General features: G+C 38.7%; 25 protein-coding genes. 6 read left to right on the top strand and 19 right to left on the bottom strand.

Annotation, left to right across the window (positions count from 1 at the left end):
- Positions 1-45 precede the first annotated feature (45 nt).
- The 3 genes from DK861_RS10200 to DK861_RS10190 are packed head-to-tail and all read left to right on the top strand — an operon-like array spanning position 46 to position 5,011.
- Positions 46-1,323: an extracellular solute-binding protein gene (locus DK861_RS10200; protein WP_109400013.1), complete on the top strand. Its 1,278-nt coding sequence runs from the start codon at positions 46-48 to the stop codon at positions 1,321-1,323.
- A 57-nt stretch (positions 1,324-1,380) separates the two neighbouring features.
- Positions 1,381-3,756: an ATP-binding protein gene (locus DK861_RS10195; protein WP_109400012.1), complete on the top strand. Its 2,376-nt coding sequence runs from the start codon at positions 1,381-1,383 to the stop codon at positions 3,754-3,756.
- Entirely contained in the window at positions 3,734-5,011 is a 1,278-nt protein-coding gene (locus DK861_RS10190) for a sigma-54 dependent transcriptional regulator (RefSeq protein ID WP_109400011.1), read from the top strand. The genes DK861_RS10195 and DK861_RS10190 overlap by 23 nt, the downstream gene beginning before the upstream one ends.
- Positions 5,012-5,133: 122 nt before the next feature.
- Here the strand turns inward: DK861_RS10190 and dhaM are convergent, their stop codons facing one another.
- The 4 genes from dhaM to DK861_RS10170 all read right to left on the bottom strand — a co-directional run bounded on the left by dhaM (position 5,134) and on the right by DK861_RS10170 (position 8,867).
- Positions 5,134-6,582, bottom strand: coding sequence for a dihydroxyacetone kinase phosphoryl donor subunit DhaM (dhaM, locus tag DK861_RS10185; protein WP_109400010.1), 1,449 nt, complete (start codon positions 6,580-6,582; stop codon positions 5,134-5,136).
- A gap of 28 nt (positions 6,583-6,610) precedes the next feature.
- Positions 6,611-7,243, bottom strand: a complete 633-nt coding sequence (gene dhaL / locus DK861_RS10180) for a dihydroxyacetone kinase subunit DhaL (RefSeq protein ID WP_109400009.1) — start codon at positions 7,241-7,243, stop codon at positions 6,611-6,613.
- Between the two features lie 29 nt (positions 7,244-7,272).
- Complete coding sequence (dhaK, locus tag DK861_RS10175; protein ID WP_109400008.1) at positions 7,273-8,337, bottom strand: dihydroxyacetone kinase subunit DhaK; 1,065 nt, start codon at positions 8,335-8,337, stop codon at positions 7,273-7,275.
- A gap of 269 nt (positions 8,338-8,606) precedes the next feature.
- Entirely contained in the window at positions 8,607-8,867 is a 261-nt protein-coding gene (locus DK861_RS10170) for an ogr/Delta-like zinc finger family protein (RefSeq protein WP_006536077.1), read from the bottom strand.
- Between the two features lie 357 nt (positions 8,868-9,224).
- Here DK861_RS10170 and DK861_RS10165 point away from each other — a divergent pair, with 357 nt between their 5' ends.
- Positions 9,225-9,527 carry a phage holin family protein gene (locus DK861_RS10165; RefSeq protein WP_072064343.1) on the top strand — a complete coding sequence of 101 codons (303 nt, stop codon included), beginning with the start codon at positions 9,225-9,227 and terminating at the stop codon, positions 9,525-9,527.
- 72 nt (positions 9,528-9,599) lie between these two features.
- Positions 9,600-9,809 (top strand): hypothetical protein, encoded by a 210-nt coding sequence (locus DK861_RS10160; RefSeq protein WP_109400007.1) that lies wholly within the window; start codon positions 9,600-9,602, stop codon positions 9,807-9,809.
- Here DK861_RS10160 and DK861_RS10155 read toward each other — a convergent pair.
- Both DK861_RS10155 and DK861_RS10150 read right to left on the bottom strand, forming a co-directional pair.
- A complete protein-coding gene (locus tag DK861_RS10155; RefSeq protein WP_006536072.1) occupies positions 9,781-10,725 on the bottom strand; it encodes a hypothetical protein in 945 nt (314 codons plus the stop codon). The genes DK861_RS10160 and DK861_RS10155 overlap by 29 nt on opposite strands.
- Positions 10,725-11,744, bottom strand: a complete 1,020-nt coding sequence (locus DK861_RS10150; RefSeq protein WP_109400006.1) for an SPFH domain-containing protein — start codon at positions 11,742-11,744, stop codon at positions 10,725-10,727. The genes DK861_RS10155 and DK861_RS10150 overlap by 1 nt, the downstream gene beginning before the upstream one ends.
- Before the next feature lie 153 nt (positions 11,745-11,897).
- Here DK861_RS10150 and DK861_RS10145 point away from each other — a divergent pair, with 153 nt between their 5' ends.
- Entirely contained in the window at positions 11,898-12,611 is a 714-nt protein-coding gene (locus DK861_RS10145) for an NUDIX domain-containing protein (RefSeq protein WP_006536068.1), read from the top strand.
- On the opposite strand, the gene aes is transcribed toward DK861_RS10145, so the two are convergent.
- The 13 genes from aes to DK861_RS10080 form a co-directional block, all read right to left on the bottom strand.
- The gene (gene aes / locus DK861_RS10140) at positions 12,608-13,576 is read right to left on the bottom strand and encodes an acetyl esterase (RefSeq protein WP_072064340.1); all 969 of its coding nucleotides are present in this window, start codon (positions 13,574-13,576) and stop codon (positions 12,608-12,610) included. The genes DK861_RS10145 and aes overlap by 4 nt on opposite strands.
- A gap of 319 nt (positions 13,577-13,895) precedes the next feature.
- On the bottom strand, positions 13,896-15,395 hold the full coding sequence (locus tag DK861_RS10135) for a lipopolysaccharide kinase InaA family protein (protein WP_109400005.1): 1,500 nt from the start codon (positions 15,393-15,395) through the stop codon (positions 13,896-13,898).
- A 27-nt stretch (positions 15,396-15,422) separates the two neighbouring features.
- On the bottom strand, positions 15,423-16,919 hold the full coding sequence (locus DK861_RS10130) for a PP2C family serine/threonine-protein phosphatase (RefSeq protein ID WP_109400004.1): 1,497 nt from the start codon (positions 16,917-16,919) through the stop codon (positions 15,423-15,425).
- Positions 16,919-17,959 carry a TerY-C metal binding domain-containing protein gene (locus tag DK861_RS10125; RefSeq protein ID WP_109400003.1) on the bottom strand — a complete coding sequence of 347 codons (1,041 nt, stop codon included), beginning with the start codon at positions 17,957-17,959 and terminating at the stop codon, positions 16,919-16,921. Before DK861_RS10125 ends, DK861_RS10130 begins: the two co-directional genes overlap by 1 nt.
- A gap of 105 nt (positions 17,960-18,064) precedes the next feature.
- A complete protein-coding gene (locus tag DK861_RS10120) occupies positions 18,065-18,703 on the bottom strand; it encodes a VWA domain-containing protein (RefSeq protein WP_072064336.1) in 639 nt (212 codons plus the stop codon).
- Positions 18,703-19,344: a TerD family protein gene (locus tag DK861_RS10115; protein ID WP_072064335.1), complete on the bottom strand. Its 642-nt coding sequence runs from the start codon at positions 19,342-19,344 to the stop codon at positions 18,703-18,705. Before DK861_RS10115 ends, DK861_RS10120 begins: the two co-directional genes overlap by 1 nt.
- Positions 19,345-19,361: 17 nt before the next feature.
- A complete protein-coding gene (locus DK861_RS10110; protein ID WP_072064334.1) occupies positions 19,362-20,000 on the bottom strand; it encodes a VWA domain-containing protein in 639 nt (212 codons plus the stop codon).
- A 524-nt stretch (positions 20,001-20,524) separates the two neighbouring features.
- On the bottom strand, positions 20,525-21,016 hold the full coding sequence (locus DK861_RS10105) for a hypothetical protein (RefSeq protein ID WP_006536056.1): 492 nt from the start codon (positions 21,014-21,016) through the stop codon (positions 20,525-20,527).
- Positions 21,017-21,298: 282 nt separating this feature from the next.
- Positions 21,299-22,243: an HpcH/HpaI aldolase/citrate lyase family protein gene (locus tag DK861_RS10100; RefSeq protein WP_006536055.1), complete on the bottom strand. Its 945-nt coding sequence runs from the start codon at positions 22,241-22,243 to the stop codon at positions 21,299-21,301.
- The gene (locus DK861_RS10095; RefSeq protein ID WP_109400002.1) at positions 22,243-23,319 is read right to left on the bottom strand and encodes a cysteine protease StiP family protein; all 1,077 of its coding nucleotides are present in this window, start codon (positions 23,317-23,319) and stop codon (positions 22,243-22,245) included. Before DK861_RS10095 ends, DK861_RS10100 begins: the two co-directional genes overlap by 1 nt.
- Positions 23,320-23,321: 2 nt before the next feature.
- On the bottom strand, positions 23,322-24,092 hold the full coding sequence (locus DK861_RS10090) for a hypothetical protein (protein WP_109400001.1): 771 nt from the start codon (positions 24,090-24,092) through the stop codon (positions 23,322-23,324).
- Positions 24,085-25,233, bottom strand: coding sequence for a phosphoribosyltransferase domain-containing protein (locus DK861_RS10085; RefSeq protein WP_109400000.1), 1,149 nt, complete (start codon positions 25,231-25,233; stop codon positions 24,085-24,087). Before DK861_RS10085 ends, DK861_RS10090 begins: the two co-directional genes overlap by 8 nt.
- A 2-nt stretch (positions 25,234-25,235) precedes the next feature.
- Entirely contained in the window at positions 25,236-26,303 is a 1,068-nt protein-coding gene (locus tag DK861_RS10080; protein WP_109399999.1) for an ATP-grasp domain-containing protein, read from the bottom strand.
- Between the last annotated feature and the right edge of the window lie 74 nt (positions 26,304-26,377).

The raw sequence follows: 26,377 nt of genomic DNA, 5'->3' as shown, positions 1-26,377 counted from the left end.
TATGATCCTGAGCACAATTCTAAGAAAACTATTATGGTGAGGAAAATGAAAGGGAAACTTATTCTGTCATTCTTTTGTTTGTTTTTTATTTTCGGCGCAAATGCAAAAGATGATCGGCTTGTTATTTTGACTACACATTCAGATACAGTAATGCGCCCATTAATGCTAGCTTTTGCTGATAAATATCCAGATATTAAAACACAAGTTGTTTATCGACGTGTTGAAATCGCAGAAAGATTAATAAAAAATTATCCTTATCAGTCTATTGATATTGTAATGTCTTCTTCTGCAAATTTTTATCATCATCTTGATAGGGAAGGTTTGCTTTCTCGTTTGCCTATTAAATATGAAACCCCTGAGTGGTTATTGAAGCATAGTAGTATTATAAACGATAAGGTAACAGCATTTGGTTATTCCGGCATTGGGATTATTAGTAATACACAATATTTACAGAAACATAATTTACCATCGCCTAAAAGCTGGAGAGATCTCACTGATCCTATTTATCAAGGTCATTTGACGATGACAACACCCGCTAATTCGGGCACGACACAGCTAATGGTTGAAAATATTTTACAGGAAAACGGTTGGGAAGAGGGCTGGAAAATATTATTGGAACTGAATGGTAATTTAGCATCAATATCAGCACGAAGTGCTAGGGTCAGCGATGCTGTTGCTCGAGGAATTGTTGGTGCTGGGCCTGTAATTGATAATTATGCTTTCAATCATCAAAAACGGTTTGATTTTATTGATTTTGACTATTTTGATAAATCAATAATTTTACCCGCTTATGTTGCTATTTTAGCTGAAAGTGATAAGCACGTTGAAGCGGGTGTTTTTATTTCTTTTCTTCTTTCTGAAGAGGGACAAGAGATTGTTTATAACAGTGATATGGCAAAGATCCCGCTAAGTGAAAATGTATTAAGTACTAATTCTCAATTAGCTGATTCAACAGATTTTATTCTAGATAGTAATAAAGCGTATCATCGTCGTGAAGTCGTTAATGCGTTATTTGATCAAATGATCACCCATAATTTTCCGTTAATGCGCCAAGTTTGGAGTGATATCCATGAAGCTGAAAGACAGGAAAATAAAACGTCAGAACGTCTTGATGCGATTAGTAAAGCACGCAATATAGCAAGTTCGGTGCTTATTAGTGAAAATGAGGCTAATTCACCAACTTTGCAGGCACTTTTTACAAAAGCAGCAGATCAACGAGAGTATTCCGATCAAGCGTTAGCCGTTCTTTATCAATGGCGTACATTAGAAGCAGAAAAACTTGAACAAGCACGCGCTTTATTAAGAGAAAACAAATCACCCTAACCGCCTTGTGGTTCAGATATACAGCAGGAAGCGCTGTTTTTATGAAAGGTCTTACGGATGAAATTATTAGTGCCTAAACAATTTGGTAAATTAGGTAGACGTTTGTATATGGCGTTTATCTTTAGTTCTTTACTCACCCTATTAATTGGTGTGGTGATCTTTTTTATGTGGGGAAAATTGGCGACACAGATTAATGCGTCAGTGGGGGAGTCTCTACCGATGTTAACCACTAGCTATAATATGGAACGTTATAGCACCAATTTACAAATGCTATTAAAAGAGCGAGAACAGACACAGAGAAAATCAGTTTCAGAGCAACAACAGCAGGAAATTCATCAGTTATTAGATAATTTACGTGAATTCCCTATTGAACAAACACCGCAACGTGATTTTTATACTCAACTTGTTGACGAACTGTCGGCATTAATTGATCAGCAAGATGTGTTACTGGATAAGCGTCGAGAATTGGAAAATAGGCTTGCTCAATTATTAGGTCAATTAGCATGGATGCATGACGCTGTTGGTGAAGATATTAAACCGCTACTTAATGAAATTGAGTGGCATGTTAGCCAAATGATTAATGAGAAAAATGTACAGGAAAACAGCCTACAACTTTTACTTGAATCCACATTATTACAAGAATTATTTACTACGGAAAATGAGTTAATTAGTTTAGTTGAAGAAATTGCTCATCAACGCTATAGCCGTGATATTGATGTCGCTTTTCATTATATCAGTGTTAAGATTGATGAAATAATCGCCTTAAATCAAAAGCTAAAAAGCTATCCATCAACTATTGCTCACCGCCAGATATTACAAGAGATTATTGCCATTACGCGTTATGACGGTGATATCTACCAGACATTGATTGATGATGTAGAAAATGAAAAAAAGCTCAAAGCATTAACCCCAGAACTGAATGAAAAATTATCACAATTTGATAATGCAGTAAGTGGTAATGTTTTGGCGACCAGTGAAGCGCTAAATAAGCTTAATGATAATACTCGTAAACTGATGGCAACGGGGAAAATCGTTATTGTTGTCATCATTATTGCATCACTTTTGCTGAGTATTATTGTGATGAAAATCTTAATCGATAGAAGACTTATCGCAAGATTGAATAAATTAAGTGATGACTTAGCGCATGTCGCTAACGGTAATTTAACCGAGCCTGTACTGATTGAAGGACAAGATGAAATTGGTCTATTAAGTCGGCGACTTCGTCGATTTTGGCGTCAAATGAAAGAAGTTGAAGCCAGTAATGCGTTAAATCTTATTAATAACACGGATGCGAGTTTAATTACCTGTCATCACGATGGCAGGATAGAAACGGTTAATCCAAGTGCGGCAACGTTATTAGGAACAGGAAAAGGGCAAAGCAATAAGCCGCTTTGGTTACTATTTAGCGGTGAGGCGAGCACAATGCTTAAAGCGCAATTTGACTTAACCAGTCAGCTTTATCGCTTAGGGCTGAGTGAATGTATTATTCGAATGGTAAAAGCGGGTGAGCCTCATTTCTTACAATTTAATATTCGAGAATATCCACATAAAGATGAACACAAATATATTGTAACTATCACAGATATTACGCGCCAAGAGTTAAGCCGATTAGAGCTTCAACGGCTGGTGGCATTAAAAACACAAGATTTACAGGATAAAAACCAGCAATTAAATGAAGAGATGTTGCGTCGTGAACAGGCACAAAAACATTTAATTCAGACACAAGAAGAGCTTGTACAGGCTGCTAAAATGGCGGTTGTGGGTCAGGCGATGACAAGCCTTGCACATGAGCTTAATCAGCCGCTTTCTGCAATTAACACCTATCTTTACAGTGCAAAACTGACTATGCAGATGGGGAAATATGATCAATTACCTGATTCAATCGAACGTATTGAAAAGTTGTGCGCACGAATGAATCGAATCATTACTGCATTGCGTAATTTCTCACGTAAATCTTCATCTGAAATTAGCTTTGTATCAGCACCATTAAAAGAGCTGGTAGATAGCGCGATGGTGTTGGTAGAGTCTCGTTCTAAACGAGAGCAATGCATTATTAAGAATAATATTCCTGATGAATTAACTATTTGTGCAGATCCGACACAAATTGAACAAGTCTTAGTTAATTTGTTTGTTAATGCGATGGATGCTATTGCGGGTCTTGGTGAAAGTCAGATCACCATTGATCTTTTATCTGTTGATCCCAAAAGAAAATTAGTGGCGATCGCTGATAGTGGAAAAGGATTCAATTCAGAGGTTTTACCCAAATTATTTACCCCATTTACAACCACAAAAGATGTGGGGCTTGGGTTAGGGTTATCCATTTGCCGTTCAATTATGCAACGGTTTGGTTATGAAATTTACTTGGCCTCTACATTAAAGGGTGGCGCCATGGTTGTTTTGGAGTTTACAGATGACACAATCACACATGCATGATATTGACGTTTTATTAATTGATGATGATGAAGATATTCTCGAATCTTATCGTCATTTGCTTAATCTTGCGGGAATGATTGCCAGAGTAACTGACTCACCAGAAAAAGCATTAAGCTTTTTAACACCAGAATGGCAAGGCGCTGTTGTGCTTGATATCTATATGCCAGCAATGAATGGTATGGAAGTGTTAGAGCGCATTAAACAAATTGACCCTCGTATCCCCGTTATCATGATCACTGGTCATGGCGATATACCGTTAGCAGTAGAAGCGGTAAAAAAAGGCGCTTATGATTTTATTGAAAAGCCAATTAATCCTCCTGCTTTCTTAGAGTTAGTGGCGAAGGCTTATAAAGAGCGTCAATCCATTCTTTCTCTGAGAAATGCCATAATCAGCACGACACAAGAGCGATTAGTGGGAGATAGTGCGCAAATCACCGCGATCAGAGAACAAGTACAACAAATTGCCGATATTGATAAAGATTTAATGATAGAAGGAGAGATGGGAACGGGACGTCACCTTCTCGCTCAACTCTTACATGAGTTAAGCCCGCACAGCGATAAAACTATCCAAACAGTTGATTGCCAAAGTTTATCGGATATCAAACAGGTTATTGCTCAAATTGAAGCGGATAAAGTCGGAACATTAATTTTGCGTTCTCCTTATGATTTATCATCAGAAGCGCAACGTTGGCTAAGCTCTTATCTATTAGATATGGAACGTCAAGGAAAACGCCATTTTAGAACGATTGCGATTTTAGAAAATAATACACAACAACTGGTAACCGAAGGGCGATTAATCCCTGAATTTTATTACTATTTTTCACAAATCACTTTTTCATTGCCTCCGTTAAGTGCAAGACGCCCTGATATTATTCCGCTATTTAGAGCATTTTTGAGACAAAGTGCGCAACGACTCGGTATTGCAGTACCGAAGATTGATCGTAATTACCTCGATATTTTAAAGCGTTACGATTGGCCAGGAAATATTCGTGAGTTACGAAATGTGGCTGAACTCTATGCGGTAGGCATTGTGAAAATGGTTGATAGTGAACAACATCGAGCCATTATCCCACCAGAAGGCCCTTTGGATAATCTTGTGGATGAATATGAGCGTCGATTAATTGAGGATGCGTTATATTTATTTGCGGGTCGAGTGAGTGATGTGGCGGATTATTTGGGTATTCCACGTAAGAAGCTATATTTACGAATGAAAAAACATGATCTCGATAAAGATAGCTATAAGCCAAAAGTTTGATTTACCCAGCATGTTTTTAATAATTATAAGAGCCAATAATGACCTATTACCAATAGTGTTTTTCGTTGACTTACCCGCACACTATTGTGCGGGTTTTTTGTGTAGATGAATTGAAAAAAGGGTTATGTCATTATTGGTTCAATACTTAACTCGCCCTTATTTGTATCTAATTTTAGCATCTGAGATTCAGTCACTTTTAATAGTTCAGGCCCCAAATTTACTAACATGGGTAAATGCATTTCAGACGCGATAATGGCACTGTGAGAAAGGACATCGCCTTTGGCTAACACTATTCCTACGAATTTTTTATATTCCAATTGAATTAATGTGGAAGGAAAAATCTCTTTGGCGACCAAGATAGCGGGTTGTGAAGGGGTAAAGCTTGGGCGAGTTTTATCTTGTAAATGATAAAGTACTTGATTACGCAGATCACGAAGATCGAGTTCACGTGCGCGTAAATAAGGGTCGGCGAGAGCACAATACAACTGTGTTCTTTCTTGCATTTCATCTGACCAACTTTGCTGGGCACTGATCTTCTTTTCTTTGATGCGATCAATCACACTTGTGATTAATTCATCATCATCTAACATCATGATATGGCCGTTAAAAATGGCACCGATATGCTCACCTAATTTTTCACTAGCTTTATTGGCACTCTGTTTTAGTGCTTTTAGCGTGCTTTTTATTGCAAATTTTAGTTTGCCGATTTGAGCATCAATATCAATCGGTTCAGATAAGTTTTCGATAGGTGAAAGTTCTATTTCATGCCAAATAAAAGCAGGGGCTTTAATTTGGGTGACGGGGGCTAAAATGCCTTTTAATGTTAGGGTATTAGAATCAGAAGATAACTCCTCTCCAAAGCCATTTTGGGCAAGTTCAAGAAAAGCTGCAATCGCCTCCTCTTCTTGTTCACCAGAGGCAATTAGCGTTATCTCATCACCTTGGCGAATTTGTATTAATGAAAGCTGATTTAAACTGAGAGGATTAATACGCCTATCCCCTTTAACTAATTGATAATCAGCCTGAAAAGCAGAAAGTACCTCAACTAACGTTGCAGCCGGTCTGACGTGTAGACCATGGGGATTACGAACAACCCAACTTGCCTCTTTACCGTGAATTTTGACAGTGGCATTAATATCATTTTTAGATTGAACGATATTTTCACCAAGTTGGATTTTCTTTGGATATAAAGAATTTGAAGCTTCTTCAATCACTTTTTCTAGTGATGCGCCTGAAGATGCGGCTACAACCGCAGCAAGCGTTCCTTCAACTAAAGGCGCTGAGCAGAGGGTGACTTTCTCAGCTAGCTCTGGATCAAGTAACTCAATCGCAGTTTCTGCACTTAGTATTGCACTACCTAAATCCATCATCACAACAATAGATTGTGCTGGTGAAAGCGATTCTATCGCCGTCATAATTTTAACGGCATCAGTACCAATGGCATGTTCGTCATCGTTGACACCTGCGGCAATCGTAAGTTGACAATGAGTTGGATTAAGCATCTGACTGGCAAGTTCTGCCACTCCATCTGCGAGATGTTTACTATGAGAAACAATAACAATATTTATCATGGTAGACCTTTATGGGTTGCTTGGTCAGTTATGCATTAATACTATTTGCAAGGGCTTGTATCATCAGTACCACAGAAGCACTGCCGGGATCTTTATGTCCGATACTGCGCTCACCTAAGTAGCTTGCTCGCCCTTTTCGAGCCTGCATCGGAATGGTATTTTCAGCCGCTTTTTCAGCGACAACTTGTGCTTGATTGAGGGCTTCTTTGATAGAAAGATTTTGTTCACTCGAGTGTTTTAATGACTTAACCACCGGCCACCAAACATCACACATGGTTTTGTCATTTGGCTCTGCTTTTCCTCGGCTTACAATGCCTTCTACACCTTCTGTTACCATTTCAACAAGTTGATTAAGTTCTAAGTTTTGCAATGCAGCCGTGGGTTTGGCGGCACGAATAAAGAAGGTGCCAAATAGTGGACCACTTGCTCCGCCAATATTTGAGAGCAATGTCATACCTGTGGTTTTAAGGATTGTACCAATATCTTGTCCTTCAAATTCAGGTAGTTTTTCTTGTACTTTTCTAAAGCCTCGGTTCATATTTAAACCGTGGTCAGCATCACCAATTTCACGATCTAAGTCTGTCAGATAATCACTATTTTGTTCAAAAAGTGATGCGCATTGTTGTAACCAAAGAATGATTTGAGCATGTGTTAAAGCCATTTTTTGTTCCTTTTCTTGTGATTAAAGACTTATTTCACCATCGCTGGTGTATTCACAGGGGCATCCCATAAGGTAAGTAATTCATTATCAACTTTTAATAACGTTATTGAGATCCCTGTCATATCGAGCGAAGTACAATAAGAACCAATTAAAGAACGTTCGATGGTCAAGCCAAATTTTTCACAGCATTGAGTTAAACGGTTATAAACACCATAAAGTTCAGATTGTGGTGTGGCACCAAGGTTATTCACTAAGACAATGACGCGATCGCCAGATTTTAACGGCTGTTTTTCCTGCTTTTCATCGATCCAAGTGCCGTTTTCACGATCCCAATTGCGGATCACTCGTTGATAGTGACCATTTTCAATTAAGGTATTAAACATGGCATCAACGGTATCATTGAGAGAAGTAAATTTACGGCGGTCAATACCCGGTTCACCGTGAATACCGACACCAAACTCCATTTCATTTTCAGGTAAAGTAAAAGAGGGTTTTCCTGCGGCTGGAACCGTACAGGCTTCTAAGGCGATACCGATAGAAAAACCATTGTTATTAATGTGGTGACCTAATTTAACCAGTTCATCTAGAGAGTCGCCTCTTTCTGCTGCCGCGCCTAGTAGTTTTTCTATTAAAACGGTATTGGCAACACCACGGCGTCCTGCGGTATATAAGCTATCTTTTACCGCTACATCATCATCAACTAATACAGTTGCGATTTTTACACCGTCGTCATGAAGCAGTTCTGTTGCTGTTTCAAAGTTAAGTACATCACCGGTGTAGTTTTTCACGATCATTAAAACACCTTCACCGCTATCAATCTCTTTGGCGCAGTCATACATTTTATCTGGTGTTGGTGACGTAAATATTTCACCCGGACATGCACCATCAAGCATTCCTTTACCAACAAAACCTGCATGCATAGGCTCATGCCCGCTACCACCGCCGGACAATAGCGCAACTTTATCTTTTACTGGAGCATCTTTTCGCGTGACATAAAAAGAGGAGGGATGAAGTTTGATTTCAGGATGGGCTTTTGCAAAGCCTTGTAGTTGTTCAGATAACACATCATCAACTCGATTAATCAGCTTTTTCATCTTAAATGCTCCATTTGAAATTTGTGTTTAGTCTTCAAACTAGAAATAGGGGTTCTGGTTTGGGGGCTGACAAATTATTTATTAAAGGATTGGCAAACACAGTATCAATAGGCGTGTTTGTTTTATTTAAAACATAAGAATTATTTTTATTTAGCTTAAAAATGAATCTACATCATTTATCTTTCTATAAGAATAAGTTAGTCAAATAACCTGTCAGAATGGGAGCAAGATCATAAAAATAAATGAAAAAGAGTATCTGTTTATGATGGTTACATGTCTTGCAAAAGCGTCAATGCTTTATCTCGTTGCTCTGGAGAAAGATTTTTAATGACATCTAATAACAACGTATTCTTGTTTTTTGCGCTAGGCATAAGGGTGTGACTAAACGTGAGGTTTAAAACAAAGGTATGTCCGCATTCAGGATCACGACAAGCGCAATAGAGATCGGATAACTCTTTGTGTTTACGATTACTTTTCTTTATAAGCGCTTTTTCACCACATTCAGGACAAAAGATAGTTAAGACACGCATATTATTTTTCTCTTTACTAAGGGCTATCGGATACCTTCTATATTAGCTTAAAATTGTATTATAACCAGCCTATTTATTGTTTTTTTATATAACTATTTGTTTTATGGTTGTTTAAAGGTACTTAAAACAAGTTTATTTGTATTGTTCGGTGTGAATAGTTCGGTTATTGTCGGTTAAGGCATGATAACCGACAATAACCGAACAAACTTACTAGTCTGAAATACAAACTTTGTCGATAATGATTTTACGTTAAACCATATGGAGATAAGTAACGCTTTACAGATTATCTGATGAATGTTGGGAGAAGAAGGTTCTTTTTACGGTTAAAAAAAGTGTGATCAGAGATGAGGTGTATTCATGGATGAATATGACAGCACATTGATATCGTTAGTGGTAGTGGGCGCTTTTATTGCATTAGGAAAGATGCTCGTTGCGAATGAAACAATGACATTAAGATTGTTTATCGGCAAAATTATTTTAGGCTCGGCGGTTTCTGTTGTTGCTGGCGCACTGCTTATTTTATGGCCTGGAATTGATTCTGTCGCAGTAATGGGGATTGGCTCAGCGCTCGGTATTGTGGGTTATCAGTTAGTCGAAATCTGGTTACGTAAACGAGGTAATCAATTTTTTTCAGGGAAAGAAAAAGAGGATACCAAGTAAAAAGTGCAATATATTTTCATCATAAAAAGTCGATAAAGTCAGTTTTGTCTCGAATGACTAAGGAGTTAGGTCATGTTCAACAAACAAGCGTTATATGCATGGATCGCAATACTGGCGTTTAGTTTGGTTTGGATTGCTCAAGGATGGCATCGAGATAATATAGCGTTAAAACAACGGATGTTAATAACGGTAATCGAAGATCAAGCTAACAGGGATGTTTGTCTTGATCTTCACTTTTTTCTTTATCATCCATCTAAATATGCTGACATCCTTTTGGGCTAATTAATTGGCCTTGTATGTCAGCGATACCGATGTGGGCAATGCAACCCGCATTAAATTGTAAATAGTCATCTTCTATACCATCAGAGAAAATTACGCCATTTTCTGGCATCAAAGATTCTAATTGCAACGGTGAATCTGGCTCAATTGTGCCGAAAGTGAGTGCCACTCCGGTCGTTCTGCTTGGAAACGGTTCTCTTACACTAAATTGTAATTTTCGTTCACTCCAGTTAAAACCTTGTAACAGAGGGTGCGAAGTTTCTCCTGTAATTGCCATCGCACCAGCAAGAATAGATTGAAACCAACCTGTTGATCCCAGCCCTGTTGATACAATAATGCCTGATGAAGATTGCGCTTCTTGAGCGCCACTCCATTGTAAAATATACCGTGCGGAGGTGTGACTTTTAGGGCCAATAAATAAGTCATTCACTGCTAATAGTGATTGACCATCATTGGTTGTCGCTTGCGCGAATGTGACCGTTTTAAATGGCATTTTTTGATTAATGGTATTAATGACTGTCTCTTTTAATTGCCCTATTTCAAAGGGTAATAATTTACCATCCCATCTTGATGGATCAGGATTTATGGCAATAATGGGCTGTCCATTAAGGTATTTTAATGTATTAGCAACCAATCCATCTTGACCGATCACCACCACAATGTCGTGGGGGGAGAATTGATAGCTAGGTAATAAACCCCTTTCTAAAAGTTGAAAACGCCCTAATGATTTTAAAATCAGTTCAGCTTCTGTTAATTGTTTTTGATATAAATTGTGTTCATTGAGGTAATCCTTTACCTCAACATTGTTGTGTTCTAGATAGAATTTGGCTTGTGACCAAGTATTAAAACGCTCGATTAATTCCTGTAAACGGCTTTTTCTCATCACCAGTACGAAGCGAAAATCGTTATTACGTTGCATTATTTACCCCCTTTTTTCATGAATTGGCTAAATAAATCAGGGGTGATATTTAGTTCGCCAATTTTTCCTGAATTCAGCGCTAAGGTTTCAAATGCCATGGCCATTAACTGTTGTGAGTCCATTTTTGCTAGCGCCATAGCTTTTAGGTTTTCAACGGGTAATTCACGATAAGCACGCATAGTCGCCTCAATAGCATAAGCATCGGCTTCTGATTGTGTTCGCTGATTTTCAGCACTTAACGCGACCAGTTCTTTGCGTTTTGCTTCTGCATTAACCTTCGCTTCAAGGCGCTCTTTTTCAATCTCGGCTTGTTCTCGTAATAATGTACGTTCATTTTCTAAGCGTGCTTCTTCAATTTCTTGACGTTTACGTTGAACGGATAAATCGGTTTCTAACTCAGCTTCTTTAATGGTGCGTTCTTGTTCTACTGAGAATTTACGGCGAGCATAAATGGCATCATCGGCTTCTTTCAGTAACGATTCTCTCGCTTCGGCTTCTAGTGCTTTTAATGTTTCTGGTGATGGTGTGATTGCCGCAATAGAGACATCTAAAATTGCAATACCTAATGCTTCTAATGACGAGTGTTCAATCAATTGTTCCATTACCAAGGTGACTAATGATTGGCTGAGTAATAACGCTTCTCTAAGTGGGGTACTTTGGATCTTTGCTTGAATTAAGGTTTGTGCAATACGTACAACGCGATCACTGAGTTTGAGTGGATCTTCAGAGGCATAAGACTTGCCGTTTTTACTCAAGTTAAAATTGAGCACTTCTGCCGCTTTTTCAGGCGCTTTGACCTGAAATGAAATTTGCCCTTGAATGCGTAAACCCTGAAAGTCTGCGGTTTGGAAGTTAAAAATAAAAGGGGCTTCCTGAGCGTTTAAAGGTAATGCCGCAATAGAGGTTGTGGCTGAGTTATACCAAAAACTTAAGCCTTTACCTTGTTGGCGGATTTTGCCATTAACGGATTTAATGATGAATGTTGATGAGTCAGCTTTAAAATAATTTAAGTTAAACATAGTATTTCCTTATTAAGTGTCTTTGTGACAATAATTTGATTGTGTCCTATCGACACTATTGTTGTCAACTGATTTAGTGTCTTTATGACAAAATTTGATTTTTTGCTGTTTAACCTTAAAATAGCCTTATCGTTTTCTAATAAAGTTTCCGTCATGAATGAACAAGATTTTTTAGCCAGTTATAACCGTCGTGATTTCCTATCTCCACTAATCACCGTTGATGCCGTGCTGTTTACTTATCATGAAGAGCAGTTAAAAGTGTTGTTGGTGAAAAGAGGAGAGCATCCTGAAAAAGGAAAATGGGGTTTACCCGGTGGGTTTGTTGATGAAGTGCAGGACAAATGCCTTGAAGATACAGTGCTCAGAAAATTAAAAGAGAAAACGGGTGTGATCCCCCCTTATATTGAGCAACTCTGTTCAGTGGGAAATAGCCAGCGTGATGCAAGAGGTTGGTCAGTGACGGTTTGTTATACCGCGTTGATTGCACATCAAGCCTGTGAAGCACATATTGATACTGTGGATTCGGTAATGTGGTGCCCTATTGATGAGGTTACACAACAAAGCTTAGCCTTTGATCATCAAGAATTAATTACACAAGCGAGAGAGCGATTAAAGCAAAAATCACTCTATTCAATTGTTCCCGGATTTGCATTACCCGAGGTGTTTACCTTGCCTGAATTACAACATGTTCATGAAATTTTGATTGGGAAAGAGATCCAGAAAAAATCATTTAGACGACGCATCGAACAGGCAGATTTATTGATTGATACTGGTGAAAAACGGGCAGAGAGAGGACGCCCTGCAAGTCTATATCGACTCAAAGAGGCGTCGGCAGATTATCGTTTTATTCGTAATCTTGAGTTTTAATTTTTGAGTTGTTTAACAAAATAATCGGCGCCATCTCGGATGGCGTCATCAGCCACTTTCATCATACGTGAATAATGTAAAAAGGCATGTAATGTGCCAGAATACATTTTATATTCACAAGGTAATTGATGCGCTTCTAGCGTTTTAAATAACGTCACACTATCATCAATAAGTGGGTCGTATTGTGCGCTGGCGATAAAGCAAGGTGGAATATCTTGCGTCAAATCGTTATTAAATAAGCAATAATAAGGTGCGTCACGACTGCCAAGTGCGGTTAAATACGCATTATCATATTCTTCGAGATCTTGCTGGCGTAATCCATCCCATTCACCTCCATAAAGTCGGCGGCTGGTGGAATCACGTAAGCCATATAATCCATACCAAAGTAAAGCTGCGCTCACTTTGCCACAGTGAATGTGTTTGTCACGCAACCATAACACGGTGGCAAGTGATAACATGGCACCTGCAGAGTCACCAGCAAAACCAATACATTGAGTATTAATATTGTAGTGTTTTGCATTTTGATGATAGTACTGACAAACCTGTGCGGATTCATCAATGGCTTGGGGATAGCGCGCTTGCGGTGACAGTGAATAATCAATACCAATAACGGTACAGCCAGTATAGCTGGCAAGCAGTCGCATAATGCGATCGTGGGTATCTAAATTCCCTAAAATAAAACCGCCACCATGCAGATAATAGAGAGTTGCGGGTGTTTTTTCTTTGGGTTGATAAAGACGCGTTAATACATTTCCATAAGAAGTACTAACCGAAATATCTTTTACATTAAACATCTCTGGTGCGTCTGCATTCCAATAACGTCTGTCTTGATTATAAGCAAGGCGCATAGAAGGGTAGTCATTACTTTCCGGCGCAGGTTGCGGATTATCTGCATAATATTGCATAACTTGCTTCATTTCTGGTGAAATAAGTTCTAGCACATTGATTTTATTTTTAATATTCATTAGCCCCTCCAATTATCACTATGCGGTATTGTAAATGCTAGGGCTTAATAAACTGGGATCTTGGTATCCAATATTGAAGGTTAGAAAAGTATTGAGGGGTTCTCACTGAAAATGTGATTTTGCGTTGATATCAAATTAAAGGCTAAAGTTTGATAGATTGGACAGTTTTTCTTAACTAAATAATACTATTAGAAATAAATATAATCATAGCGTTCAGATCAGTGGTCGAAAAGCGTTCTTCTTAAAAATGAATACAAAGGTTGAATTGATAAAAAGAGAATAACCCGCAATAAACTAAACGGATTATTCTCTTACTTTATTAATTTGAGACTAATTGCACCACAACAAGCCGTCCGCCTTCTTCTGTCGATAACACAAATTGCAATCCATCGGTTAATGCAATTTTATCGCCAATCGCTATTTTCCTTTTCTCTGGCAATACCATTAATCCATCAATACGCTCGTTAACCAGCCACCATGTTGAATTGTGATAAACAAAATAGCCTACACGCTTTTTTTGTTCATCTGTGGTGCGCTCATTAGGCGCAATCAGGCGATTAACGTGCCAAGGAAAGAGTGATTGATTACTCCAAACCATTAAGCGGTGATCGTCTGGTCTGAAGCTACCAGCTTTACGGGAAGAGTAGAGATTTAAAATCGGCAATTGCCCTTTATATGGCGTATGACAATAAGGACAAACCGGCTGTGTTTTTCCAGAAAAAACATACCATTGCTGTTCACAATCTTTATTCTGACAAGGCTGAACCAAATCTACCGTTTTGACTAAAGCGGTTTCCCATTCATCAGCGGTAGGCCGTTGCGAAGGATCATGTAACCCTGTAATAAAGGCTCTTTCAAAAAGAGGCGTCAGGTATGGCCCCATAATCGTGTATGGGATTTTTTCAGGATCAGCCCAAGGTAGAGATGATGGTTTTACCTGATTAAGTTTTACCGCATTGCTACGATCTGTTGGGTGTTCAATAAACAGCGCTTTTTCACCCATAGAGAGTGTCTCATCACGCATTTCATCATCAAGATCGTGAATTTTACCGCCACGTAAAGGGTGACGATAAAACAGATACATATAGATTAATACCGCAAGGGCGTGTCTATCAGTGGTGATACTTGGTAAGATTCGGTTAGGATCTTCTTTCGGTAAATGACTGGTTTTTACCACTTCTGGTGCAATAAAATCAGGTGTTCCGACAACATCAGGTGGGTATTTCCCAGGAACCACTAAACCATCAATATCAATGACACAAGCATGACCTTGTTCAGGATCGATAAGCACGTTTTTATAGCTTAAATCACTATGGCATAAGCCTGCTGCATGCATTCGGCGTACAGCACGAGAGAGCAATAAACAGACTTTCAGGTAATTTAATAAATTGCCTCTTTCACGAGGATCGAGAAATTTATTTTGGTTATTTGCACTTGCAAACCATTTACCTTCTTTTTCTCGGCCTTTTATGGCAAGAAAGTCATTGTTTTTAGAGCCATATTTAAAGAAAAAGTGGGATTGATACGTTGGTACCACAATACCAATTTTGCCTTGATGTTCAACAAAATCTGTTGGCCAGCAAAAGAGATTTTTCCAATATTCTCCACCACTTTGCTCAAAGATATTATGTCGATAAGAGCCTGTTATCATATCGATTCTATCTTTGGCTTGTGCGTTTTGTTTTGTCTTATAAAAGGCAACAACATAGGTTTTGTCAGGGGAAAAATAGACATCTTTCATTGAGCCAGAGCCAATAATCTCATTGACGTACTGAACTGTTTTTCCACTTTGCGTTGTACAGGTAATGATCTCTGCCATGAAACTCACCTATTTTCTCTTTGATGATCACCAAGCCACAACCAGAGTGCGGTCATCGTGATTGCCTGCTGAAAAGAAATTTAGCCATTCGGCCAGTTTTTGATCTGCGGTTTCTGGTGAGGCTAAACAAGGCGATATTTCATCAATAAGCGCTGCCCATTTATTGGGATCTTGTAAGCCATTATCCGTTTCAAATATCGGATCGGAAACGCCGTCTGTCATTAAAATAAGATGTGAAATTTCTTTCCATTTACCAATAATAATGCGTCGATTAAATTCAGCATCGTTGAGCGCACTATCATCAAGGAAACGGGTTTGTCCTGCATATTCACCACTATCTGGAATACCTAAAATGCGGACTTTTCCCGCTGGGCCATAAGCGGCAATAGCACCATCTCCCATCCAAAATGAGGCCGCAAATAGCTCGTCATTGATACGCAAAGAAACGGTGGCTAATAACGTAGTAGAAAAAGATTTTACTGGCTCATTAATATGAATGGCTTCGTTTTTGAGGTTATTAATCGCTAATTGAGCTGCATTACGGAAGAGTTGAGCAAAGAAGCTTCCCACTTGATTAATTGCGTGATTGTCATTCCATTGATAAATGGTTTCAAGATGAGGTTTAAGCGCTTTATTTTCCACACTTAATTGCGATTTTAAATAGTGGCTTACGGTATTGATAGCAATCCGAGAGCCTTCACGAGAATAGCGCGCACTGCCAGCACCATCAGCAACAATTAAAATATTCCATTGGCTTTGGTTATCGTGATGAATATAAAAATCGTCATCACGGAATGTGCCCGCATGTTCATGAGAGCGACCGCGACGACTTGCACCTGCGATACGAATGTCATCTTTAAGAATAAGTTTGCTATCAATATGCGCTTTGGGGTAAAGGCTATCGGCGGGAGGCTCATTGATTTGCCATAAGCTACGAGAATCAGGATTGATGATTAATAAGACTTCATCGTGATAGCGAATGGCATTTACAGACCAATGGACAATCAATGTGAAATTGCCACTTTTTGTTGGCGTACCCACTAAGCAACAACTTTCAGGATCAAAGCTTATTCCAACTACTTCTGGAAAATCAACCGCTTCAATTTTGGCAATTTCGAGGGTATCTAGTTCGATACTGAGTGTAGAATTGAACGCTGTACCGACTTTGGCATTAGAAAGGGTAATTTTGGCCGTAGGGCGGTGAATAATCGGTTTTTCTATTGGCATTGGTGATGAGTGTGTGGGAATTTGCCCCGGTTTTAATGGGGGCTCTTCTGGTAATGATATTTCTTCAGAGGCTAACTCGCGGGCAGGTGGCAATAACAGAAGAATAGGTTGTACTTTATCTTGTGGTGTAATTTTTTCTGCTGTTTTTGCTTTGATTTTACCAATAATAAAATCAATGTATTGAGCGATTTCTGCATCTTCATATAACGCAATAATCAGTTCTTCATGTATCGCAATGCGTTGCGAAGTTAGCGTATCATCAATAATCAGTTTTGTGAGTAGGGCTTTTTTATCCATTAGCCTTTACCTCGAGTGACATCAAAGTCAGATTGATTGCTGTTATTTCCAAAGGTGATGCTGTTATCACACCATGGGCAAATAACAGTTTCTGGGCCATTTACACAGAGTAATTTGCCACATTGGCAAACAGCGAAGGCGGTGGCATTGCCACAATAGGGGCAACCAGGAGTGCCGTGAAGTTCACTGGTATTCACTTGATATGCCGTAGCGCTGAGATCGCTCCATGCAAAGTAATCTTCGTTTAAGGTGTAGCAGCCCGTTAAATTAAACCCATTGAGGTTGAGATTAAAATCAAGCCCAGAGGCTTTCATTGGTGGGCGTTCATATTTCATTAAATAAGGCGATCGAGTGTGGCTACAACGGCCGACAAATGTGACACAAGATTCATCATAGGCACGAGCTACATCATCTTTAGCAAGGCGAACAATTTGCTCGGTTTTGCTTAAAAGTGGAGGTGTTTCCTCGCCAACACTGCGACTGTGAGAAACCACAGACATCGTTATCCATTTTATAAAACGGGTGAAATCGCCTTCTTGTGCTTCAGTAAATAACAGCACATTTTCAGTTAATTGTGATAACGCGTGTAAGTCAGCACTTAAGCCTAATCCAATCGCAATTAAGTTAACTTTATCGGCGTAGTGGGCTTTCCAGCGTTTTATCTCTTGTGCGTAATCATCGGTTGGTCTACCGTCAGTAAGAAGATAAACAACAGGTTTCCAATCACCTTTTTGCTCAATCGTGGTTTTTCTAACTTGAGTATCGATTTGGTGAGCAAGTTCTCGTAACGCGCTGCCTAATGAAGTGCCTCCCCCTAAAGGAAGCTGAGGCGGATAAAAAGAGACGACTTCAGTGAGTGGAACAATGGTTTTTGCAACGCCAGCAAAGGCGATAACAGAAACCCAAGCAGTTTCAAGAGCGTGAGGATCTCGCCTGAGATCGCTAATAATAGTCGTCAGACCATCATTCATCTTTTTTAGGTTTTCACCTATCATCGACTCTGAACAATCTAAAACAAAGAAAATGGGTAGCCTTCTCATTGTTATACCTTATTACTTTATCGTGGCTGTTATGTATTGGAGTAGATAAACCAAAGCCTGAATAAAATAAAAGCAAAGCCTTTTGGAGCACTTTGCTTTTGCGGATCACAGTACAAGTTGGATTTCAGGAGGCGGTGGCGGTAAGGTATCTTTATCCGTATTCACTCCTGCACTTGAACTGCCTGATGCGACACTGGCAGAGACCCATTTAAAAAAGCCAGAGAAGGCATTAGAGTCTAGTGTTTCTAAAGCGACCACTTGAGGTGTGAGTTCTTTAAGGTGATCATGTTTGGCTTTAGGGCCAACAGCACAAGCGATGATCGAACCAAATGAACGTTTTTTCACTTCTTTAATCGCCTCACCATAAGCATAAGCATCAGAAGGTGTGCCATCAGTCATCAAAAAGACGAGAGGACGCCAGTCACCTTTTTGGTCACCATCGGAACGCTTAATATCACGATCGACACATTGGATTAAACATTCTAGCGCAGCACCCGTGAAAGTACCGCCGGAGCTAGGTACGGTGATATCAGAGAATTGGAAATCTTCTAATGCAGTTAATGGGATAAATTCACGTGCTTCATTATCATAAGTGATAATTGAGATATGAACGCTTTCTAATGCGTAAGGATCTTGTCTCAATGCATTAAGCATTGTTTGTATCCCTACGTTAACGGCATGAATTGATTCTCCTCTCATTGATCCTGAAGTATCAATTAACAGGTAAACAGGCAGTCTTCTCATTAGGTGAAGTCCTTTAAGTAAGAAATAAAGCTATCTGAACTCGAAGGCTCACCAATGGCGTTAAGTTTCCAGCCATTTTCTTCTCTGACTAATTCAGCAAACAGCATTGAACGTTGATTGTTGAAGGCTTCGCCTCCAGATAAATCAAAACGAGCCATTTCTATATTTTTGGCATCAACGGCGCGGATAAAGGCATTTTGTACTTTACCAAAGTGTTGTTGTAGTTCTCGACCATTGTAAATCTGCACAATAAAGACGATTTTGCTAAATTTAGGATCAAGTGTGTTTAATTTCACGATGATCTGCTCATCGTCTCCATCACCTGCACCTGTTCGATTATCACCTGTTAACCAAATCTGCCCTGATTTGTGTTGTAGGCTATTAAAGAAAATAATATCGCCATTGACGAGAGAAGGTCGTCCATCTTCGATTTTACCCAAATCGTTGACTTTGCCGTTTTCGCCACATAAGAAGGCGATAACATCTAAATCGTATTCTTCGCTTTTTTTACCAAAGAGACCACCAAGAAATCCGCGTTTTTCTTCGTTGATATCCCAGCCTAAACCGATAGTAACAGAGGAAAGGTCATATTCATTTTTCTTTAAACTAACACCTTGTCCTTTTTTTAAACTAACAGACATATTCATTCCTTTTTTATTTAAAGTACAACGTTAACCTCAGGGGGCGGTGGCGGTAAGTCATCAAGATCACTAATATCTTTCTTAGTTAAATCGACTTTTTGACTACCAACAGAAATACTGGCTGAAACCCACTTAAAGAAAGACTTAATCGTGTTGGAGTCTGCCGTATCTAGCTGTAATACAATTTCAGTGATATTTTTTAGTACATCTGTTTGTGCTGATTGTCCTGCTGCACACGCAATAACAACGCCAGTGCGTGCTGCTTTAAATTTCTCAACGCCTTTTTTCCAATCGTCCGTGGGGGCGCCATCTGTCATCACGAAAACCAATGGACGCCAATCGCCTTTTGTCTCAGCCGTGGTTTTTTGTACTTCTTTTTCAATACGATTAGAAACTAAAGTGAGTGCAGAACCTAATGCTGTTGTTCCACTTGCGACTAAATCAGGAACTTTGAAATTGATTAAATCAGTGAGTGGCACAATCTGTTGTGCGGTTGAGTCAAAGGTGATGATAGAAATATAGGCGGTTTCTAGTGCGTAAGGATCTTGGCGTAGTGTTGATAAGAGCATTTCAACGCCATTCTTTACTGCTGCAATAGGTTCTCCATACATAGAACCTGATGTATCAAGTAAAAGGTAAACTGGCAATCTTCTCATGCATTTATCCTGTGAGTGAGATAGAAATAAGCGATTAATATACTAACCGACTCATGAAGGTGTTCAATTGAGATTATGCTTAGTTTAATTAAATTGGAGAAAAAACGCAGTGATGATTGTCCAATATTATTAATCTGAATGAAGATAGTATGAAAAGCAAAATAAAAGAGGAATTGGCCTGTTTATCCCTCTTAAATCGAGTGACGAAGCGATATAATTTTATTAAAGAAAGCCTGTTTTATTCAGTCCGTATTTATAAGTGTGGCAAAAATTGAATGGTTAATAATGATTAGGTGTAAATACGTATTTCAACTAAAAATAATAATAATTATAAAAGCTAATAAATTCAATTGATTAATATATTTGTTTTTTGGTTTTTAAATATACTTAAAATAAAGTAAAAGTGTTGAAAATATATAAAATGATTTTATTAGATAAGTGTTTTTATATATTTTATTATTTTTTCTTATTTTTAAAAAATTAACTTGATACCGAAGTATCAAGTTAATTTTTATTATTTACTTTCAATTCTTTTTTTCTTTTTCTTTCTCGGCTATTTCAGCGAGTGTTGATTGAATTAAATTTTCAATATAGTGATCAACTAATAATTCTACAGCTTCACTACGTGTGGAATTATTTAAATAAGATAATCTATCGATCTTGCGTAATGCTGACATTTTTAATGAAAGTGAAACTGATTTCTTTTTATCTTTATCGAGATAAACTTTGCTTGTCATCCCATTGTGACGAAGCTCTTCACTGGCGGATAATGCCTCACGCATACGACGTAATGCCTTACTATCGAGTTGGCCTCGTTCAGTCATTTGATACGCGCGAGAGGCTTTGCTGTATTTTATTTCAGCACCATAAGAATCTCTTATCTCTTTTAATACGCGAGTTAATGTAGGCTCTGAGCATTCAAGAGCAGAAATAATCTTAATAGTTGGAACCTTTTTTCCTGAGCTTAAAAGGATTGCCAGTGTAAAGACTCTGACCTGACGGGTGCTTAATTGCATGCTTAGTTACCACTTATTCTGTTATTTGTGTGTTAAAATAGTCAGCAATAATATTTATTATTCTTGTTCTGTGTGGACAAGAGTAAATAAGATAAGCTTCCTATTAAATGTAGTATAAATTAATAATTGAAATAAAAATGTACTTTTTTAAATAAAAAAATTCGCGTTATTCTTATAAGTTCTAGTTAAAGATAACATGCTTTAACTAGAAACTTATAAATTGAAATCAATATAAGATAATTATTTTATCTCATAGAGATTACAGCTCTGTTATAGAATATTTTATGTTGCGTTAAAACGCTGAGCATTATTTTGTTGATTAGGAATAATACCATAAATTTTAGCTCTGGTTAAAATACTCAATGCCCAGCGACGATGTGTTGCAGGTTCACACATCGCACCTTGTGATTTAAAGACGGCTTGCGTTGAATTTAAAATACGCAATGCATCTGAATGGTCGGATTGAGAAACCATCAGAGCTTGTTCAATTTTATGAATTTGCTTTGGATGTATCGCCGTTTTACCGACAAGACCATTGGCAATATCAAGAGCAAGCTCTTTATCCATAATATGGTGATCATCAATATGTTCACAAACAGGTGCTGTGAGGGCAAATTGACGAGCACCAAAGACAGCAACCAACATTTTTATCACGTAACCCATAGGGCCATCATAAAGTGTTAATTGGCGATTACGTCTAAGAGAAATAACATTCATTAAATCATTGCCACCAATACGTAATGCAATAATTCGGTTATGGCAAGGGTGAGTTAGTAGGTGATTTGCAAGTTCTGTCATTTGGATAACATCAAACACTTCTTCTGTTTCAAGTGTTGGCATCATACATAACTGCGTATTTTCAATAATTTTCCACCAAACTGGCAGAGAAGCTTGCGTAAACTTAGGCAAAACAAAGCCATCGATGGCACTGACATCAAGGTTTTCAGTGATCCATTGACCCATTTCAGTATGGCGAGGACGAATAAACAGCAGTGGCCAATGGCTACAATCACTGTTTTTTTTGTGTTCTGCTAAAGTATTTAATAATACTGCCAAGTTTTCTAATGCAACAGGAATATCCGCATCACTCACCGCATCTTCTAAACAGATAATTAAAGAGCGTAACCCTTCAATTTTCTGGTTAATAATTGTTGTCGCGATATCTGTCCGTGTTGCCGGCATATAAAGTGTTGCCCCTAAGTTCCATGGGGATAATCGTTCAATCATTATTTCACCTTTTTAATGATAGTCACTGCACGGTATTGACCAAGCGCTTGCCCTGCTTCAATAACAGTAATATTTTTTTCCTGTGCAAGATAAACCAGTAATGCGACATCAGGATCGGTTTTTTCTCTTACAAGGACATGATCAGGTACACGGCGTAAAACAGCGCGTGTGGCTTCAGCAATACCTGGTTTTATACGATTGATATTTGAAATATCATATTTGTTTGCAAGTGAACTAACGACGTTTTCGCTCAGTCTTTTTAAGTCTGACTGTTGTTCTTTAAATGTAGCTAATGGAATATCGTTATTGATTAATATATCAACGAATTGTCCTACAGTATCAACAAGGTAACGGCTGCATTCATACTGTTTTAAATGCTGGCAATCTACAAAACCGTGAAAGCCTTCTTCAGTCCAAATAGAACGTGAAATTAATCCTGAAACAGGTGCTCCCATGATCCCAAATGGAATAAGCCAATCTTCATCGCTAGCACTTAACCATGCACAACCACAAGGATCAGCGAGGACAACAAGACGAGGTTGGGCTGGATAGCCTTTTCGTCCTGATAATGAACGAATAAGTTCACCCGTAATTGCGCCTTTTCCTGTCCATCCATCAACAAACACAATACCTTCTGTACCGTGACGTTGTTCTATCCATGAAAGCGCTTCACTATCAATGCCTCTATCTCGAATAATACTTATTCCATAGTGATAAGAGGTTTTTCCCATTTTGCGCAATGTTTGTTGCAGCATGACACCTAAAGGAACACCAGCACGAACAAGGCTTGTCAAGATAATTGGGGTATCACCGAAACGCTCAATCAATGATTTAGCTAACATTATGACTTCAGTGGCTAAACGTGTAGCACCGGTTTCTAGCGCTTTTTCAAAGAGATCTAAATGCCATGTCGTTGGTTCTGGCTCTTGACTTAGCATGTCAGAATAGTGTCGTTTACCTGATTGTATCAGCTCTTCTTTTAATTCAACGGGCGTCATTTCGATATTAACCGGTTGAAGTAGAAAATCGACATCACCTGATACATAAGATCCTGAAAAAGGTTTATGATCCATCATGTTTATTCTCCAAAAATTTTTGTGTTGATCGCATCCGCAAACTGACTTTGACGAGGAAGCCCATACCAACTGCATAATTTCATAAAGCGATGGTCACTTAGGCTATCGCCTAAACCAATGACAGGAAATACGCCGCGTTCTGCTTTTAATTTATTAAGCAAATAGGTGACGGCTTTGCCTTTTTCAATAGGCTCAGGTAACCAAGCAATATTATTACTGTTACGATGAATATAAAAACCTTCAGTTGAGAATATTTTTTCTATTTCATCACCTATGGTGTATAGCTCGTCTAATCGAGTGCTATCGTTATGCTTCATGACTAAATAAATAGGTAAATCACTGTATTCATAGTTAATACGTGCCCAACCATCAATATTTCGTTCTGCCATTAATTGTGTAATTGATTGTTGTAGAGTCAACAAACGTTGTGTATAGAGCGCTAAGCTTTGAGTGATGTGATTTTGCCATTGTGCATCAGCATGACCTTCAGGTGTTAATATTACCGCCCCATGTGTGGTGATCGCCCAAGAATGAAAAGGAATGGTGACTCGGCTAATCTCTTCCGTTCCGCGTGCAGTAACAGGAATTAAATCCGCATGCTCTAACATCCAATCTACCAGCATCGCTTGTTCTTGAGTCATAAAGCTACGAGGTTCTAAACTTCTATCTAGTGCGCCAGTTTTATAGGGTTCTAGTGCTAATTCATCCACCATCTTACGACGTGTTTGAAATAGGGTGTCATCGAGATCAGTTAAAATAACAGGTTTAGTCATAACTAATTACCTCAACAATAGGTGCCACTTTATTGAGGGCTTCAATCAGCTGGCTATCAATACTTTCGGCTGGTGTTTCACAACAAAGCAAAATGCGATCAAATTGTTGATGTGCTACGTTATAGACGAAGTTTGGAATACCTAAACCATAATTATCAGTAAATGTAATTGCTGATTGAATGGCAAAATTGGTTGAAATAGGTGAACGTGTTGTCGAACTATATTTTACGATAGCCCCTTGTTTTTCAAGACGTTCAGCTAATAAGAACGGTTCCCAAACAAACTCTCCTGATCCTAAAACAAGGATCTTTTCACCCAAAGAAGCATTGATAGATAAACCCAGATCGCTTGCGGGCGTTGTCATGCCTAATCGACCCCAGCTCTGTTTACCCGTGATCGCAAATTGCCCTGATGCTGTGATATTGACATTAGGCATAATAGGTAAAGGCGCATTTGGATCGGCATCCCATTGCCACGTCCCTTGTACTAAGGAGAGGGTTTTAATCGGTAATGGGGAGCGTTCAGCGATAGCGTCACCACTCCAATCAGTTAAGGTTACCGCAATAACCTGCTTAATATGGGTTAATCCACCGTCTTCACGCAGTGCTGAAAGCAAGTTAATGAAGGTATTACCCGTAGTCGCTTCATCATCAATTAATACTACGGTTTTTGCTTGTTGTACCCATTGGCGTTGCTCTGCTGTTTTAGGCAAATAGAGTAAGTGGTCAGTTGCGTGGCTGTGATTTTCTTTAAACTCACATAGCAACTCACCTTTATCAACAGGGTGGCGTGTTGATGTTAAATAAATCGCTTGTTGAAAGCGATCTCTCACTTCATCAAAAATACCAGCACCTAAACCAACAGCGGTTTCTGCCATACCAATAAACAGAACTGGGCCTTCGAGTGAATCAGGAAACTGACTGGCAAGTTTTTGGTAGGTTTCACGCATTTTCTTCGGCGAAACAGGGATATGTCGGCCTAATACTTTACTGACAAATAAAAATGCACGCTTAGGGTTGCGTCTTTCTGCAATATCAAATAATTCATCAAGTAACTCAATAGAACAATTTGGCGTCACACTTAATGTGCCACAAGAAAGAGGGCGACGATAAACGGCTGAGTCACTTATACTATTTTTCATTATTAATTATTATCCGTACTGATTAAATTTGTTAACGTTGAATTGAAAACAATAGAATCGGTGATTGAGCGTATTTTTGTTGGTGTAAAATGGTTATTTTGGGCTTGAGCCTCTTCAATACTCATTAATCCTAATTGGCGTAAAGCAAAAATACCGGCAAGATTAATTCCACAATGTTGGGTATAACCAATTCCCCCCGAAGGGCGCATATTAATTTCAAGTAACTGCGGGCGACCTTGATGATTATTTCGAGTTTGCACATTCACCAGCCCATCGGCTTTCATCGCTGTTGCACACGCTTTGCCTAATTCATAGGCTTCACCTGAAATTTCTAAATGCTGTATTGCGCCTTCTTTGCGTCGAGCTACAGCTGCAATAACATCGCCTTGTTCAACCACCATATCAACAGAGTATTCAGGGCCGGGTAAATAAGGCATGAGCACTAATGGTTCAAAGTGTTCAACTGTTTTTAATGCATCAAGATATTGTTGAGGATTGACTTGGCGATTTTCTGGGTGATTAAACAGTGCCATTGGTGAAACTTGATTATCAAAGCGCCAAAAGCCCATTCCATAAATGCCTTTTATTGGCTTAATGCATAAAGGGATCTCACCAAAAGGTGGGTTTTTTATTTGTTTTTCTAATTCATCGATTGAGTCAATGTAAATGGAAGGTACAACAGGAAGACCGCATTGTTCCATAGCTTGTGCAAAAGCGACTTTATTATCAGCTAATTGCAGTTGTCCTAGCTCAGTTGCACCTGTGGTTAATTTTACCCCTAATGACTCAATTTCTTGGCGGTGTAATTCAAACCATGCGCTATTGCGCCCAGTATGAATGGCTCTGACTTGATGTTGTTTTACAACATCAGCGATAAATTTTAAGCGTAATGTCTCTTCAAGAGGTTCATAAAAAGCCCCATCAGCAAGTGATAAAATCTCATTTCGAGTATGACGATGAGAAGCGAGCACAAAGATTTCTTGGTGCTGCTGTTTTGCAAAGTCTTTAACACTTTGAATTATATCGCGTTGTGATGATAAACCTTCCATAAACCAAATTGTGTTATTCATTACTCTGTATACCGTGAAATAAAAGTGTAGGGTTCAATGCTTATAATCATGAAGATTTCGAAGAACTGTGTCAA

The organism is Proteus sp. TJ1640, from assembly GCF_003144445.1.
GTDB classification, from domain to species: Bacteria; Pseudomonadota; Gammaproteobacteria; order Enterobacterales; family Enterobacteriaceae; genus Proteus; species Proteus penneri.
Note: the sequence above shows the minus strand (reverse complement) of the source record. Positions and strands in the feature narration are given on the sequence as shown.